At 63.1% G+C, this 13,887-nt stretch carries 12 protein-coding genes; 7 read left to right on the top strand and 5 right to left on the bottom strand.

The window, feature by feature from the left end; genetic code table 11:
* Positions 1–151 precede the first annotated feature (151 nt).
* Positions 152–1,108 (bottom strand): AraC family transcriptional regulator, encoded by a 957-nt coding sequence (locus ABIC94_RS09110; RefSeq protein WP_354372692.1) that lies wholly within the window; start codon positions 1,106–1,108, stop codon positions 152–154.
* A gap of 61 nt (positions 1,109–1,169) precedes the next feature.
* Between ABIC94_RS09110 and ABIC94_RS09115 the strand changes: the two genes are divergently transcribed.
* Positions 1,170–2,288, top strand: coding sequence for an antibiotic biosynthesis monooxygenase (locus ABIC94_RS09115; RefSeq protein ID WP_354372693.1), 1,119 nt, complete (start codon positions 1,170–1,172; stop codon positions 2,286–2,288).
* A 394-nt stretch (positions 2,289–2,682) separates the two neighbouring features.
* Complete coding sequence (locus ABIC94_RS09120) at positions 2,683–3,003, top strand: hypothetical protein (RefSeq protein ID WP_354372694.1); 321 nt, start codon at positions 2,683–2,685, stop codon at positions 3,001–3,003.
* A 43-nt stretch (positions 3,004–3,046) separates the two neighbouring features.
* Here ABIC94_RS09120 and ABIC94_RS09125 read toward each other — a convergent pair whose 3' ends face one another.
* Positions 3,047–4,171 carry a sensor histidine kinase gene (locus ABIC94_RS09125; RefSeq protein ID WP_354372695.1) on the bottom strand — a complete coding sequence of 375 codons (1,125 nt, stop codon included), beginning with the start codon at positions 4,169–4,171 and terminating at the stop codon, positions 3,047–3,049.
* Positions 4,172–4,446: 275 nt separating this feature from the next.
* On the opposite strand from ABIC94_RS09125, the gene ABIC94_RS09130 reads away from it, so the two are divergent.
* From ABIC94_RS09130 to ABIC94_RS09150, 5 genes are all read left to right on the top strand, one after another.
* Entirely contained in the window at positions 4,447–5,421 is a 975-nt protein-coding gene (locus ABIC94_RS09130; RefSeq protein ID WP_354372696.1) for a ferritin-like domain-containing protein, read from the top strand.
* A gap of 802 nt (positions 5,422–6,223) precedes the next feature.
* Complete coding sequence (locus ABIC94_RS09135; protein WP_354372697.1) at positions 6,224–6,841, top strand: Csu type fimbrial protein; 618 nt, start codon at positions 6,224–6,226, stop codon at positions 6,839–6,841.
* Between the two features lie 83 nt (positions 6,842–6,924).
* Positions 6,925–7,563, top strand: coding sequence for a fimbrial biogenesis chaperone (locus ABIC94_RS09140; RefSeq protein ID WP_354372698.1), 639 nt, complete (start codon positions 6,925–6,927; stop codon positions 7,561–7,563).
* Between the two features lie 139 nt (positions 7,564–7,702).
* Complete coding sequence (locus ABIC94_RS09145; protein WP_354372699.1) at positions 7,703–9,910, top strand: fimbria/pilus outer membrane usher protein; 2,208 nt, start codon at positions 7,703–7,705, stop codon at positions 9,908–9,910.
* A complete protein-coding gene (locus ABIC94_RS09150; RefSeq protein WP_354372700.1) occupies positions 9,907–10,353 on the top strand; it encodes a Csu type fimbrial protein in 447 nt (148 codons plus the stop codon). The genes ABIC94_RS09145 and ABIC94_RS09150 overlap by 4 nt, the downstream gene beginning before the upstream one ends.
* Positions 10,354–10,450: 97 nt before the next feature.
* Here the strand turns inward: ABIC94_RS09150 and ABIC94_RS09155 are convergent, their stop codons facing one another.
* From ABIC94_RS09155 to ABIC94_RS09165, 3 genes are all read right to left on the bottom strand, one after another.
* The gene (locus tag ABIC94_RS09155; RefSeq protein ID WP_354372701.1) at positions 10,451–11,251 is read right to left on the bottom strand and encodes a hypothetical protein; all 801 of its coding nucleotides are present in this window, start codon (positions 11,249–11,251) and stop codon (positions 10,451–10,453) included.
* 419 nt (positions 11,252–11,670) lie between these two features.
* Positions 11,671–13,194 carry a tripartite tricarboxylate transporter permease gene (locus ABIC94_RS09160; protein WP_354372702.1) on the bottom strand — a complete coding sequence of 508 codons (1,524 nt, stop codon included), beginning with the start codon at positions 13,192–13,194 and terminating at the stop codon, positions 11,671–11,673.
* Between the two features lie 10 nt (positions 13,195–13,204).
* The gene (locus ABIC94_RS09165) at positions 13,205–13,591 is read right to left on the bottom strand and encodes a tripartite tricarboxylate transporter TctB family protein (RefSeq protein WP_354372703.1); all 387 of its coding nucleotides are present in this window, start codon (positions 13,589–13,591) and stop codon (positions 13,205–13,207) included.
* Positions 13,592–13,887 lie beyond the last annotated feature (296 nt).

The raw sequence follows: 13,887 nt of genomic DNA on the forward strand, positions 1-13,887 counted from the left end.
CTCGCACAATCGGCTCGCTACTTCCGCTTAACGAACTCGTAAGTGGCTGGACGAGCCTGAACTGCTGAGACGTGTCATGCACGAAAACCCCAGCGCGCTATACGACTGCAGTCGGCCGTGAGCACGGAAGGAGCAGCCTCATCGCGGACAGCTACCGCCCGCCACCGGCGCCGCCCTTCTGCCTCAGGTCTTCGATGTCTCGCCGCGGCGGGGCGCCGAACAGGCGGCCGTATTCACGGCTGAACTGCGACGGGCTCTCATACCCGACCTGGAACGCCGCACTCGAAGCATCGATGCAATCTGCCAGCATCAGCCTGCGGGCTTCATTGAGGCGCAGCCATTTTTGAAATTGCAGCGGACTCATGGCCGTCAGGGCGCGGAAATGATGGTGGAACCGCGATGGGCTCATTTGCACATGGGCGGCAAGCTCCTCGACGCGCAGCGGCTGGGCGAAATTGAGCTTCAGCCATTCGATGGCGCGCGCGATGCGCTGGTTCTGGCTGCCCGCGGACGCCATCTGCCACAACCATGCGCCCTGTTCGCCGGTGAGCAGGCGATAGAAGATTTCCTTGCGCACCAGCGGCGCAATCACCGCAAGGGCGGCCGGCTCGTCCAGCAGTTTGACCAGGCGCAGGAACAGCTCGAGAAGCGCCTCGGTCGTTTCGCCCAATACGAGGCTCGGTGCCAAGCCCGGTGCCGCGGGCGTGTGCCCGGGCAACGTGGGCGGCTCGGCCTGCATGACCAGCTCCGCGATACCGCGTGCATCCAGTTCCAGCACCAGGCTCAGGTATGGCCGATCGGGATGCGCCTCGACCGCCTGCAGCACCACGGGCAGGTTGAGCGCGGCAATGAGGTGGCGGCCGCTGTGATAGCTGTAGCTCCGGCCTCCCAGCAGCGCGCGCTTGGCGCCCTGCACCGTCAGCGCAATGCTAGGCCCGACCATGCAGTTCATGGGCGAGGTCGGCGTGTTGTGCCTGTAGAACGCGAGCCCGGGAATGGCCGTGTCGAATTGCTCGGCACCGTCTGTCCAGCGCGCAATGCGTTGAGCCAGCGCCGCGCGCAAGGCTTCGAACGTATCCGCCGGTACACCGGGCGATTCCTGCTTCACCTTTTTTCGCTCCGCGGCTGAAAGGCTCCATGGTAGGGCGTGGCTGCTTGGTGGCTGCCCATTGCTTGCAGCAACAGTCGGATCAGGCAAGAACTCGGTCGGATCTGTCTATTGCCGTCGTCCTGTCTGCTTAAAGAATTGCGGCATGCTGTTCTCCACGATTCACATGCCACGTCGCCTCTGGAAACTGGCGCTTGTCGGCACCTCGCTGCTGACGCTGGCGTTGTGCCGGACTGCGCTCGCGCAGCCGCCCGGCCCCACGCCCTTCGTGCGATTTGCCGAACTCGAGATCGACAATACCCGGCTCGAAGAGTTTCACAAGGCCGCGCTTGAAAACGGCGAAGCCACCTTGCGCCTTGAGCCGGGCGTCCTCGCCTTCCATGCCGTGGCTGAAAAAGGCAACCCGGGCCGGGTGCGGGTGTTCGAGATGTACGTTGACGCACAGGCCTATCAGGCCCACGTGCAAACGCCGCACTTTCAGAAGTTTCGCGCGCAGACAGACACGATGATGCTGCGCCGCGAACTGCACGAAGCCTTGCCCGTGCGCCTGGACGCCAAGAAGAGCTTGCCCTCCCGGCCGCATGTGCGGATTGCAGAGCTGACGATCGATCCGGCTCAGCTCCAGGCCTACAAAGACGCCGTGTCGGAAGAAATCGACACCTCGATCCGGGTTGAACCGGGCGTGCTGGGCATCTATTCCTTTGCATTGAAGGAGCAGCCGACACAACTGCGCTTCGTCGAGATCTACGCCGATGAAACGACCTACCGGCAGCACATCGACTCGCCGCATTTCAAGAAGTATGTGGAAGCGACCAAATCGATGATCACCTCGCGCACGCTGTTGGAAGCGGAGCCGATTTTTCTTGGCCTGCCGCCGGCAACCAAGGCACCCGCGTACTACGTCTCCGAGTTCGAACTCACCGATGCCGAGGCCATCAAGCCCTACAGCGCGCAGGTGGAGGCGACCTTCAAGCCTTTCGGCGGCTACTACTTCGTGCGCGGTGGCCAGGTCAGTTCGCTCGAAGGTGGACCCATCAAGCGTATTGTCATGATCGCCTTTCCGAGCCTGGAGCAGGCGCAGGCCTGGTACGACTCACCACAGTATCGAGAGATCCGTCCCATCCGCTTGAGATCGGCGAAGTCGCGCGTGTACATCGTCGAAGGCGCGCGCGCGCCGTAATCAGCGCGGTTGCGAGGTTCAGGACGAGCAAGGTCCTAACTCGATTTGGCACCCTTCTCCCCCGGATTGCAGCAGCGCCAGGCAACCTACATCCGCTGCACCGCGCGAGTACAGCGCGCTCGCTAACGAAACGCCGTCTTATCAGTGCTGATCGCGATGCGCCGCGCGCTGAACATGCTCATAACTTGACGAATTGACCAGACCACCACGCCCCGAAACCCCGGGATTTGGGCAGGTGCGGCCAGAATTCCTCACGCTCGCATCGACCACTTCGCCAAAACTGCGCGTTCTTGTTGTGAGAATCCGTCCTGCGGATGCTCGCCCCTCTGGCTGACTCCAATGCCCCGTCGCGCCCGCATCATTGCTTGCAATCAGCTCGCGAACTGGGGGACAAATGACGGATACCGTTGAAACTCCGGCAAGTGATGGGGTGGAGAACGCATCCGCTTGCGACGACTTTGCGAATCTCGAAGACAAGGGCAGCACGCTGTTCGTGCGCGTCAAACGCATCAACGGCGAGCGATCGGTCCCGGTGGTCATCGCGCGCGCGGCGCTTGAAGCTCACTTCGGAGCGGGACAGGGCGAGAAGGATCTCGCTCACGCCTATCTCGCCAATCTGGCGACGATCAACACGAAAGTGTTGGCACTTGCCCCAGCCGGTGACGTGTACACAGATACCAACCCGATGCTCTTGGGAACGAGTGACTTCGAATAGCGGAGCCTCTGCCGAACTGGTTACGGTCTATTTCGCCCACGGCCTACGAAAGAGCGTGCAGTGGAAGACTGATGGTGAAGACGCAACCCGAGCCCGGCACGTCCCGGACCGTCAGCGTGCCATAGTCCGCCTCGATGGTCTGGCGGGCAATGGAGAGCCCGAGCCCCAGACCCGCCCTACCGTCGTTGTTCGGCCTGAAGGGGATGAACATCTTTGCGGCGCCGCCTGCAGGCAGTCCCCCACAATGGTCCTCGACATCGATGAGAACCTGTTCGCCCGAGGCGTAGGCGCTCAGGGTCACCATCGAGTTCTCCTGGGTGTACTTGAAGGCGTTCTGCAGCAGGTTGGCCAGCGCCGCATGAAGCAGGTCGCGGTTGGCCAGGATCGCCAGCGAAGGATCCACGGTCCGCACCTCGAAGGCTGCGCTCTTGCGCGCCACATCGAGCCGGGCCACAAGGTCGACATCCGCAATGAAGGAGGCCACCGAGAAAGTCTGGCGTTGATCTGCCCCTTTTCCCCTGACTTCGGCCGTGGCCCGGCTGATCAACAGGCCGAGCGTTGAAAGGCTTCGCTTCAGAACGGCGCCCGTCGCGCCGCTGATGGCCATGTTGCCCAACTCGAGCGCCCGCACCGCGAGGGTGGCGGTTCCGAGCGAGTTGCGCAGTTCGTGCACCAGGAACCCCAAGCGTTGCTTTTCGCCCGCAAGCTGCTGCACCGAGATCTGCGCATCGCGTTGAGAGCTGAATTCGGTGACGGCGTCTGCAATGGCGTTGTCCAGACAACGGTTCAGCGTCCGGAACTCGGCCACGGCAAACGGCGCGTCCCGCTCGAACGCGAGGTCCGTGATGGCCTGGCAAAGATCGCCGTAGTCATGAACGACCTGATCCACGGTGTAGCCCAGATTGAGCAGTTCCTTGCCGTGGGCGGTCGCGCTGACGCCGATTTCCGACAGGGCGAGCGAATCGCCCCCCGAAGGCCCCGAAATCGCAATGCTCACATCCATCTCGTCGTCGTCTTCGGCGGCGAGCGTTCTCGTGAGCTGGTCCAGGAACATGGGCACGCCATGGGCCAGTTGCTTGTCGGTCGCCGCCCGCAAGGGACGCTGGGCAACCTTCACTTTGCACCGTGCAATCAGCGCCTCGCGGTTGTTGAAAAGAAAACGGTGCATGAAGACCTCCTTGGTCACGGCACAAAAGCGTGAGGCAGGCCAGCAGCTCGTGCTTCGGAGGCTCGATGGCCACTATAGGCGCATCGGGCTGGGGGGTCGAGGAACGATGTGGGCGCCGTATAGGGGCATCATCACTGCCCGCGTCACCACACCCAACGGGTTGGACTACAGCATGCCGCGCCGGTGGCCGACCTCGCTGCGCCGCCAGCGGCGAATGATGATTGCCAAGCGGGGCCAACACTCGCCCGAGCTCAACCACCATTCAAGGAATGCCCATGACCCAAGCCAAGACCCCTTCCGAGCGCAGCGACATGAATCTCGACCCCATCACCGGTGAACCCGGGTCGCATCCTGTCGGCACGGGCGCGGGTGCCACCGGCGGTGCCCTCGCCGGCGCTGCTGTCGGCGCCATCGGCGGACCGGCAGGCGCAGTGGCCGGCATGCTCGTGGGCGCCGTGGCCGGCGGCATGGGCGGCAAGGCCGTGGCAGAGCGCATCAACCCCACCGCGGAACACAGCCACTGGAAAAACGCCTACACGCGCGAGCCTTATTACGAACCGGGCCTGAGCTACGAGCACTACGCGCCCGCCTATGAACTCGGCTGGAGCCGCCGCGCAACGATGGACGACGACTTCGCGGCCGTCGAGCCGTCGCTGGCGCAAGAATGGGAAATACGCCGTGGCACTTCGTCGCTCGCCTGGGAGCAGGCGCGGCCTGCATCGCATGCGGCGTGGGAGCGCGCCGACCGGCTCTACATGCGTGAAGAAGACTCGTCGTTCCCCGAGGGCGATCCGCTCTCGAACGACGACGTGGTGGATGTGTTGAACGATGTGCTCGAGAACACGCGCGACGGCGAGGCCGGCTTTCGCACCTGTGCCGAAGAGGTGGAATCGCCCCAGCTGAAGCAGCTGTTCGCCACGCGCGCCGCGCAGTGTCGCGAAGCCGCGGCGCAACTCTCGCAACTGGTGGTCTCCTATGGCGGAGAGCCGGCGAACGGCGGCACCGCCTCGGGCGCACTGCACCGCGGCTGGGTGCACCTCAAGGGCGCGGTGGGCGCGAACAGCGAGCTGTCCATCCTTGAGGAATGCGAGCGCGGCGAGGATGCGGCGGTCGCGCGCTATCGCAAGGCCTTGCGACAGCCACTGCCTCAGGATGTGCGCGAGGTGGTGCAATCGCAGGCGTATGCCGCGCAGCGCAACCACGATCAGATCCGTGACCTGCGCAACGAGGCGCGCGCGACGCGCGCCTGACCCCAGTACCTGTGGTGCAGGTGCGCGATAGGCAGGCGACCGCGCGGACTTGCTCCATGCGGCGGTCGTCTCGCTTGCGGGGCCTTCGCGGAGGCCACTCGAGCCAGAGTGGTGTCCCTTTGGACCCGTAGAGCCAACCTCAAGTCCGGCCCTGCGGAACGCGCGACGTGCGGCACAGGTCCCTCGTCATGAGAAGCCGCGACACACTTCCGCAAGTGAAAATTTGCCGTAACCATGGACCGCGTGAGAGTTCACGACCAAATCTCAAAGCCCGCCTTGTGCAGGTTGTTGGATTCCGTCGATCTCTGACCCTAGATTTCCATCTGCTCGCGCAGGGCCCAGCGTCTGATGACACTCAATGTCGCCACGTCTATCACTCCTAGGATCCCCTGCCTTAAAAAATGAGCAGGGTCGGGTTTTACGTGGATCCGTCTTAGATGGAACTAGTGGGTTAGCCGGGTCAATTTTCGGCGGCAATCAACAAACGTGTCTTTCATCGTTTCGGCAATACCCATGCTTTCACCGCGGCGAAGCAAGATCACCTCAATTCTTCCACGGTCAATTGTGAGTTCTTAAGTTCTCAATATTGGCGTTTATTTCGGAGCCGATCGCGAAAACCGGCTACATCGGTGACATTGTTCACGTTTGGCCACCTTGTAATAAATGTTTTCGCCGGAACCAGCAAACGAGAACATGATAGGGGCAGAAATCTTCTCCACCTAGGATTAATGATGTGAATAGAAGCCAAACCTATTTCGGCCATGCGTATCCAACGACATTGGCAAGCTAAAGCAAATCACCCTTGCAAACCTTGCTTTTTGCACTTGGCTATAAAAAGTCTTGCAGCGGCATATTGCTTCTAATTCTCTGGGCCAACCAGCTCAACATCACGAAAAATCCCATGAAAAACGATATCAAACGTAATGCCCTCAAGCTCGCAATGCAAACGGCATTCGTCATGGGGGGCGCCATGCTGGGCGTGAATGCCTATGCTGCCGATGCCACCAGCAGCATGGCAGTGGGGGCAACAGTTGGCAGCACCTGCGCGATTTCGACTGCCCCTATAGCCTTCGGCACCTATGACGCTGTGACCAAGGCTGAGATCAACGCGACGGGCAGCGTCACGGTGACCTGCACTCTGGGCGCCGCGACAGTGGTGAAACTCAACCAAGGCGTTAACCCGACGGGCCCCTCTACCGACGCAGTACCCGTGCGGCGAATGAACAGTGGCGCAAACTTGCTGCCCTACTCTTTGTCGACCGAGGCGACCATGGCAACGGTCTGGGAAAATACGACCGGGGTTGCACATACCGGAACCGGCACGGCCACCATGTTGACGGTCTATGGACGGATCGCGGCTGGGGTGAATGTTCCTGCGGGCACCTATGCCGACACAGTGGTTGCGACGGTGACCTTCTGATGTGTTTGCGCGCCCTACGCTGCGGCGCTTCACTCGCGGCCCTGTGCTTCGCGATTGGCACGGCTGGGGCCGGATCCTTCACGGTGGATCCGGTCCGCTTGTCGTTGACGGCCAGCGCGCCAATCGTCGCGCTGGTCATCCGCAACAGCAGCGATGAGCCCGCGGTGATCCAACTGGAGCCCACCAACTGGGCGCAGCAGGATGGTGTCGACCACTACGTGCCGACACGCGATCTGATCGCCACCCCTCCCATCTTCACGCTGCCGCCGCACGGCACACAGATCGTGCGGCTGGGCCTTCGCCGCGCACCCGACCCGCGCACCGAGCTGACCTACCGCCTTTATCTCGTCGAAGTTCCGCCGCCGGTGAAGCCGGACTTCGCCGGTACCCGTGTTGCCCTGCGGCTCGGCATACCGGTGTTCGTGACGCCAACGACTCACAGTGCGCAAGCTCTGCAGTGGCAGCTTGTGAAGAGAGCTGACAACAAGCTGGGCATCGCTGCCCGTAACTACGGCGAGCTGCACGCACGCATCACGTCCATTTCACTGTCGAAGAAGGATGGCACTGCAGTTTCAGCACAGACCATCGCAGACGATGTGCACGCTGGCCAAGAGCGTCAGTGGCCGGTCCAAGGAAATGCGATGCTGGCGCCCGGTAGCACGCTGCGCCTCTCTGCAAGCACTGAGCGCGGAGAAGTCAGCGCTGATGTCGTCGTGCCGTAGCATCCGCAGCCAGCGGCGGTTTTCGCACTCTTTCGGGCTGATTGCAGCCTTGCTGGCGCAACCCGCCCTCTCTGGCGCGCCTCCGCCTGAAACTCGGACCCCTGCAGAGACCTTTCTCGCCGTACGCGTCAACGGCGAGATGAAGCCGGTCACCCTGTTGTTGCAGGATCCGGACGGTCGCATCATGGCACGGACAGCCGACTTGGTGCGCTGGCGCTTTGTGCTGCCCCAGGGCCCCCCTGTCATCCACGACGGCGAGAGCTTCCTGTCTCTCGACGTGATCTCCGGTGTGCGCTGGAGCATCGACCCTGCCACGCAGACACTCGCCATTGACACGGTGGCAGGCAACTTCCTTCCTACCATGATGTTGCTGGAGGACAGGCGGCCCGCAAAGCCGCCGCCGCCGCCGATCGGCGGGTTCTTCAACTACGACCTGTCGGTCCAGTCGACCAACCATCAAACGAGCTCCGGAGGCCTTTTCGAAGCAGTCGCCTTTAGTCCTTGGGGTTCGTTGGCGGCAAGCGCCGTCGCGCGCAGTGGCGTGGGCAGCGAGATCAGCAAAACGACGCGGGCCGACTTCACGCGTCTGAGCACGACCTGGACGCTCGATCGCCCTGGCGATGCAGCCACCTGGCGCGTAGGCGATACGATCAGCAGCGCAGGCAGCTGGAGCCGGCCTGTTCGCATTGGCGGCCTTCAATACGCCACCAACTTCTCCACGCAGCCGGGTTTCGTCACCTTTCCGATGCCGGGCCTTGCCGGCGAGGCGGCACTGCCCTCGACGGTGGACATCTATGTCAATGATTCACTTCGCATGCGGCGCGACGTCTTGGCCGGTCCCTTCAGCGTTCCACAGCTGCCGGCCTTGACAGGCATGGGCGAGGCCCGCGTGGTGGTGCGTGACCTGCTGGGTCGCCAGCAAACCTTGGTGACGCCCTTCTACGCCAGCGCGCAACTGCTTCGGCCGGGACTTCGCGACTTTTCCTACGAGGTCGGCGCGATTCGCTCGAACTACGGTAGCGCGAGCGCCGATTACGGCCGCCTTGTGGCGGTCGGCACCGAACGCAGGGGCCTGAGCGACAGCCTGACTGGGGAGTTGCATGGCGAGGTGACCCGGGATCGGCAGGCGGCCGGCATCGGCGCCGCATGGCTGTGGCCAGTGGCAGGCGTATTCACCGCCTCCGTCGCAACAAGCCGAAGCAGCGAGGGTGTAGGCGGCTTGGCTTCTGTAGGGTTTCAGCGCCAGGCTCAACGGCTAAGTTTCGGTGCCAGCGTCACGGGGACCAGCGACAACTACTCGGCACTTGGCCTGCCGACGGACCCGAGGGCTCCGAAGAAGCTCGCACAAACCTACATCAGCTATGCGACGCCAAACTATGGTGCGGCCGCATTGAACTACATCCAGCAGGATTTTCGCGAGCGGTCCGGGGTGCAGCTCGTCAGCGCCAGTTGGAGCTTTGCCATTGGGCGCGTCGGCCACCTTGCGCTCGCGTTGCAACGCGATCTGCGGGCGCGCCAAACCCGTGTGGGGCTGACATTCACCCGGGCGCTGGGCGCCACTACCAGCATGAGCGCCGGCGCGAGTACGAACACCCGAAGCGATAACTGGAACGCGTACGCCCAGGTGCAACGCAACCTTCCGGTGGGCTCCGGCGTCGGCTACCGCCTGATCACGACAGGCAGCGGCGACGGCGCACGCACCGAGGGAAGTGTCCTGATGCAAAGTGACTTCGGGACCTACGAGGTTGGCGCCTCAGCCCACGGGGGCAGTACAGCCTACCGCGCCGGCATGGCCGGCGGTTTTGCCATGATCGGCACCGATGCGTTTGCGAGCCGCACCATCAACGAAAGCTTCTCGGTGGTCAAGGTTCCCGGCTTTGCCGACGTGCGCGTCTATGCAGCCAATCAACTGGTAGGGCGCACCAATTCGAACGGTGCAGCGATGGTGCCGAGATTGCTTCCATATCAGACCAACACAATCGGTATCGAGCAGGCGGACCTCCCGCTCGACGCCACGGTCGACAGCCTGGCGCTCGACGTGGTGCCAGCGTACCGGAGCGGTGTCCTGACGCAATTCCCAGTGCGCCGCTCCCGCGGAGGGCTCGTGACGGTATTGCTCGACGATGGTGGGCCGCTGCCTGCGGGCGCGACAGCCCGGTTGGCAGGCAATGAGGAGGAGTTCCCGGCGGGTCAGCACGGCGAGATCTTCTTGACGAACCTTCTGAAGGAAAACACGATGGAATTGAGCTGGCGACGGCAGCGCTGCACGATCGAGGCGGCCTTCCAGGAAACGACCGATCCGCTTCCACACTTGGGCACATTCGTTTGCCACGGAGTCCGGCGATGAAACGCGCGGCACGTCGGCTGTGCACCCTCGGGGTTTGTCTGGGCCTGTACGTTGGCGCGGGACCAAGCAACGCCGCCCAGTGCACGGTGTCGACCACAGGGCTCGCGTTTGGTGCATACGCACCGTTTTCCACCGCGCCCAACAACAGCAACGGCAGCGTTCAGATCACTTGCGATGCAGTGGCAAGCTACAGCATCGCCCTGGCCACGGGTGGCAGCGGCAGCTTCGATCGTGCGATGGCGTCAGGAACGTACCGGCTGAAATACAACGTCTTCACCGAGCCCTCTCGCACCATCGTGTGGGGAGATGGCACTGGGGGAAGTTCAAGTGTCACCGGTTCAGGAACTGCGGCAACGATCCCGCTCTTCGGTCGCATTCCGGCGCGACAAAATGTGGGCGTGGGCAGCTACACGGACACCTTGATTGTCACGGTCAGCTACTGAGCCAGCACCGATGGACGACGCCCCTCCCCTGGTCTGCCGCCAAAACCCGTCGTCAGATCGGGTATTTGCCAGCCCTTGTCTCCGCGACAGCGGCACGTCAGGCTTGAAGGGCTGGCGGTCGTTCGATCAGGCTGGCCAGGATGCCCTCGAACAGCGAGTTGCCATCGTCGCCCGTGACGTGCTTCCACTGCACATGCTGGGTCACCCGCTGGCGGTGGCGCAGGGTCTCCAGCCACACTTCGCGCAGCGGCGTCTTGCAGGTCAATGCCAGCACCAGCAGGCCCATCTGCTGGGGCAAGTAGAACGAGCCATGCACTCCGCTCTCACCATCCCTGAGCACGTTGCTCAACTGGTCGACCGACAGCATGACCTTTCCCAACTCCGCCATGTTCCTGGGTGCGTTCTGAAAGTACATGCCCTGCTCGGCGCACCAGGTGGCCAGGGCCTGGGCATACGCCTGCAAGTCGCTCTCGCTGCGCAGCACGTTATCGGCCAGCCGCGGATCGCGCCTTCCATGGAAGTTGCCGAGCATGCGCTCATGCTCCGGCATGAACAGGGGCCGGATGCGGCCGCGCAGCTCCGGACCGCCGATCTCGTCGAGCCGCCCCAGCCAGGCTTCGCGCACGGCGGGCAACCACCAGCGCACCATGAAATGCACGTACTGGCGGTCATGCTCGGGCTGAACCTGGATGCAGAACGCCTGCACCGTGGGGCCGTAGGTGCGTTGCACCAGCCGCATGTGCTCCCAATGGGGATGGGGCTGGGTTTCGAAGCCCAAAGGCCCCAGCTTTTCCATCAGCGCGCTGCACAGCACCTCCAGCGAATAAGGCGTTTTCGTCGTATCGAAGCCCGCTGCAGCCACCGCGCGCGGCTCGGCCCCGGGGCGTCCGTTCGGCAAAGGGCTCGGCGCTGCCATCGTCGAAGATCACCTGTCGGTCCAGCCGGTACAGTGCTCCGCCCTGCGGCTCCAGCATCTGCAGCCCGGCATCGGCCGCCACATGGCCCAGGGTGGAGAGCACCGCGTCGTCCAACGCATCTACCTCCACGCCCAGATTGAGCGGAGAGCTGTCCACAGGCCCTAGCGGCAGGCCTTCGGTCCAGATCAGGGGTTGGTCCACGCCGTTGGCGCGGGCCGCCAGCGGGAAATGGCGCTGCACCTCACGCAGAAATTGTTCGAACATGGCCGCCGCCCGGGGGCTGACCAATTGATCGCGGTTGCATGCAGCCAGGGCACTGCGCACGTCGGTGTCGGTTGCCGCCGAGCATGCGGAGGCTCGGCGGCGACCGCAAGCATCAACATGGCTCTGCTCCGCATCATCACTCTTCGGCCAACGCGCCAGGCACGACGCCCGTGCCGACATTCTTCCTTTGTGACTTGAAGAAGAACGCCACAACCTGCCAAACAGCGAAGACGGCAATCAGCGTCATGAGCGTGCCGCTGATAGGCCGGTTGACGAACACATTGAAGCTTCCGCGGCTCAGCAGCATCGCCCGGCGGAAGTTCTCTTCCAGCATCGGGCCGAGGATGAATCCGAGCATGAGCGGCGCGGCGTCCAGCTCGAGCCGCATGAACATGTAGCCCATGAAGCCGAAGGCGGACGTGATGAAGACGTCCTCGAGGTTGTTGTTCACGCTGTAGGTGCCGATGCAGCAGAAGAACAGGATCGACGGGAACAGCACGCTGTAGGGAATCTTGAACACCGAGAGCCAGTAACGCACCAACGGCACGTTCAGCACCAGCAAGAATACGTTGCCGATCCACATGCTGGCCACCAGGCCCCAGAACAGTTCGGGATGCGCGCCGATCATGTTGGGCCCCGGCTGAATGCCCTTGATGACGAAGGCCGCGAGCATCAGCGCCATCACGGCGTTCTCGGGAATGCCGATGCTCATCAGCGGAATGAAGCTGGTGCGCGCGGCCGCTTCGTCCGCCGCGGCCTGGCCGGCCACGCCTTCGATGCAGCCGGAACCGATCTCGTGCTTGTACTTGCTCACCTTCTTGTCGAGCGCATAGGCCGCAAACTGCGCGATGGTGGGGCCACCGCCGGGCAATATGCCCAGCAGCGAGCCGACCACGCTGCCGCGCAGCGCGCTGGGGATGATTCGCTTGAACTCCGCCCAGGTGGGAATGAGGTTGATCTTGCCGTTGAAGGGCGAGCGCTCCTCGCGGGAATCGAGGTTCTTCGTGATCTCGGCAATGCCGAAGCAGCCCAGCGCGATGCTCACGATGCCGACACCGTCGGTCAAAAACGGCATGTCGAGCGTGAAGCGCGCCATGCCGCTGTTCACGTCGGTGCCAATCGTTCCCAGCAGCACGCCGATCATGCACATCGCCAGGCCGTTCAACAGGCTGCCGGTGGTGACGAAGCTCACGCACACAAAGCCCACCAGCATCATCGCGACATAGTCCGCGGGGCCGAACAGGAAGGCGACCTCGCCCAGCATGGGCGCGAAGAACGACAGCACCAGAATGGCCACCGTGCCGCCGATGAAGCTGGAGAAACCGGCCGTGAACAGCGCCAGGCCGGTCTGCCCTTTCAGCGTCATCGCGTACCCGTCGATGCAGGCCACGATGCTGCTCGCATGCGGGATCTTCATGGTGATGGCGCTCACGCTGTCGCCGTATTGCGCACCGTAGTAGATGCCCGCCAGCATGATGAGCGCGCCAGTCGTGGGAATGGAATAGGTCAGCGGCAGCAGCAGGCTGATGGTTGCCAGCGGGCCGAGGCCCGGCAGCAGGCCGACCAGCGTTCCCACCGTGCAGCCGATGGCGCAGAACAGCAGGTTCTGCCATGTCAGGGCGTGCGAGAAACCGAACGCCAGGTTGTTCAAGACTTCCATGGTGGTGGCCTCAAAAGAGTGGCAGGTTCAGGCCGAGGAGTTTCTGAAGCGCGAACGCCATGGCGATCAGGCCGGCAGAAATCTTGACGTTGCGCACCCACGAGTTCGAGCTGCCGGCAAAGGCCGAGCAGAACACCATGAAGACGATGCCCGCGACCATGTCGAGGTACATCGAGATCAACGCGAAGCCGCAGAGGCTTCCAAGGATGAGTGCGATGTTCTTGAAGTGAAGGTTCAGCCGCACAGGCTCGACGAAGAACGACCGGACCACCGTCGACGCGCCGATCAGCAGCAGCAAGCTGCTCACCATCACGGGAAAAAGACCCGGCCCGGCGCGGCTCAGGTCTCCGATGGGATAGCGAAGCGCCGTGAGGCCGAAGGCCAGCGCGATCGCCATGAGGAAGAGTCCCCTGGCAAGATTTCTGTTTCTCATACGTGCCCGATGTAGTGGGTTGTCGAACGCAACGGGCGCAACTGAATGCCGCCCGGCTTGTCTCCGTCCGGGCGGCGCGCCGGACAACCGGATGCTCTTGCGCCGGCCTGATCGCAATCTGACGCAGCCGCGAGGGGAACTACGTATCTGGAGACAACCGGCAGTGCCGACGATGGTGGACCTGCTCGATCCGCTGGACCGATGGGTGAATGCCGGCAACGCGCCCGCGGAGGCCCTGGTGCAGGTGGTCAAGGCTCCCC

The organism is Variovorax paradoxus (assembly GCF_040544635.1).
Lineage (GTDB): Bacteria > Pseudomonadota > Gammaproteobacteria > Burkholderiales > Burkholderiaceae_C > Variovorax > Variovorax paradoxus_R.

Bases quoted from the DNA above. Each gene is read 5' to 3' on its own strand.
- ABIC94_RS09150 (WP_354372700.1), top strand. From the start codon at position 9,907: ATGAAACGCGCGGCACGTCGGCTGTGCACCCTCGGGGTTTGTCTGGGC.
- ABIC94_RS09145 (WP_354372699.1), top strand. From the start codon at position 7,703: ATGAAGCCGGTCACCCTGTTGTTGCAGGATCCGGACGGTCGCATCATG.
- ABIC94_RS09120 (WP_354372694.1), top strand. From the start codon at position 2,683: ATGACGGATACCGTTGAAACTCCGGCAAGTGATGGGGTGGAGAACGCA.
- ABIC94_RS09130 (WP_354372696.1), top strand. From the start codon at position 4,447: ATGACCCAAGCCAAGACCCCTTCCGAGCGCAGCGACATGAATCTCGAC.
- ABIC94_RS09125 (WP_354372695.1), bottom strand. From the start codon at position 4,171: ATGCACCGTTTTCTTTTCAACAACCGCGAGGCGCTGATTGCACGGTGC.
- ABIC94_RS09160 (WP_354372702.1), bottom strand. From the start codon at position 13,194: ATGGAAGTCTTGAACAACCTGGCGTTCGGTTTCTCGCACGCCCTGACA.
- ABIC94_RS09165 (WP_354372703.1), bottom strand. From the start codon at position 13,591: ATGGCGATCGCGCTGGCCTTCGGCCTCACGGCGCTTCGCTATCCCATC.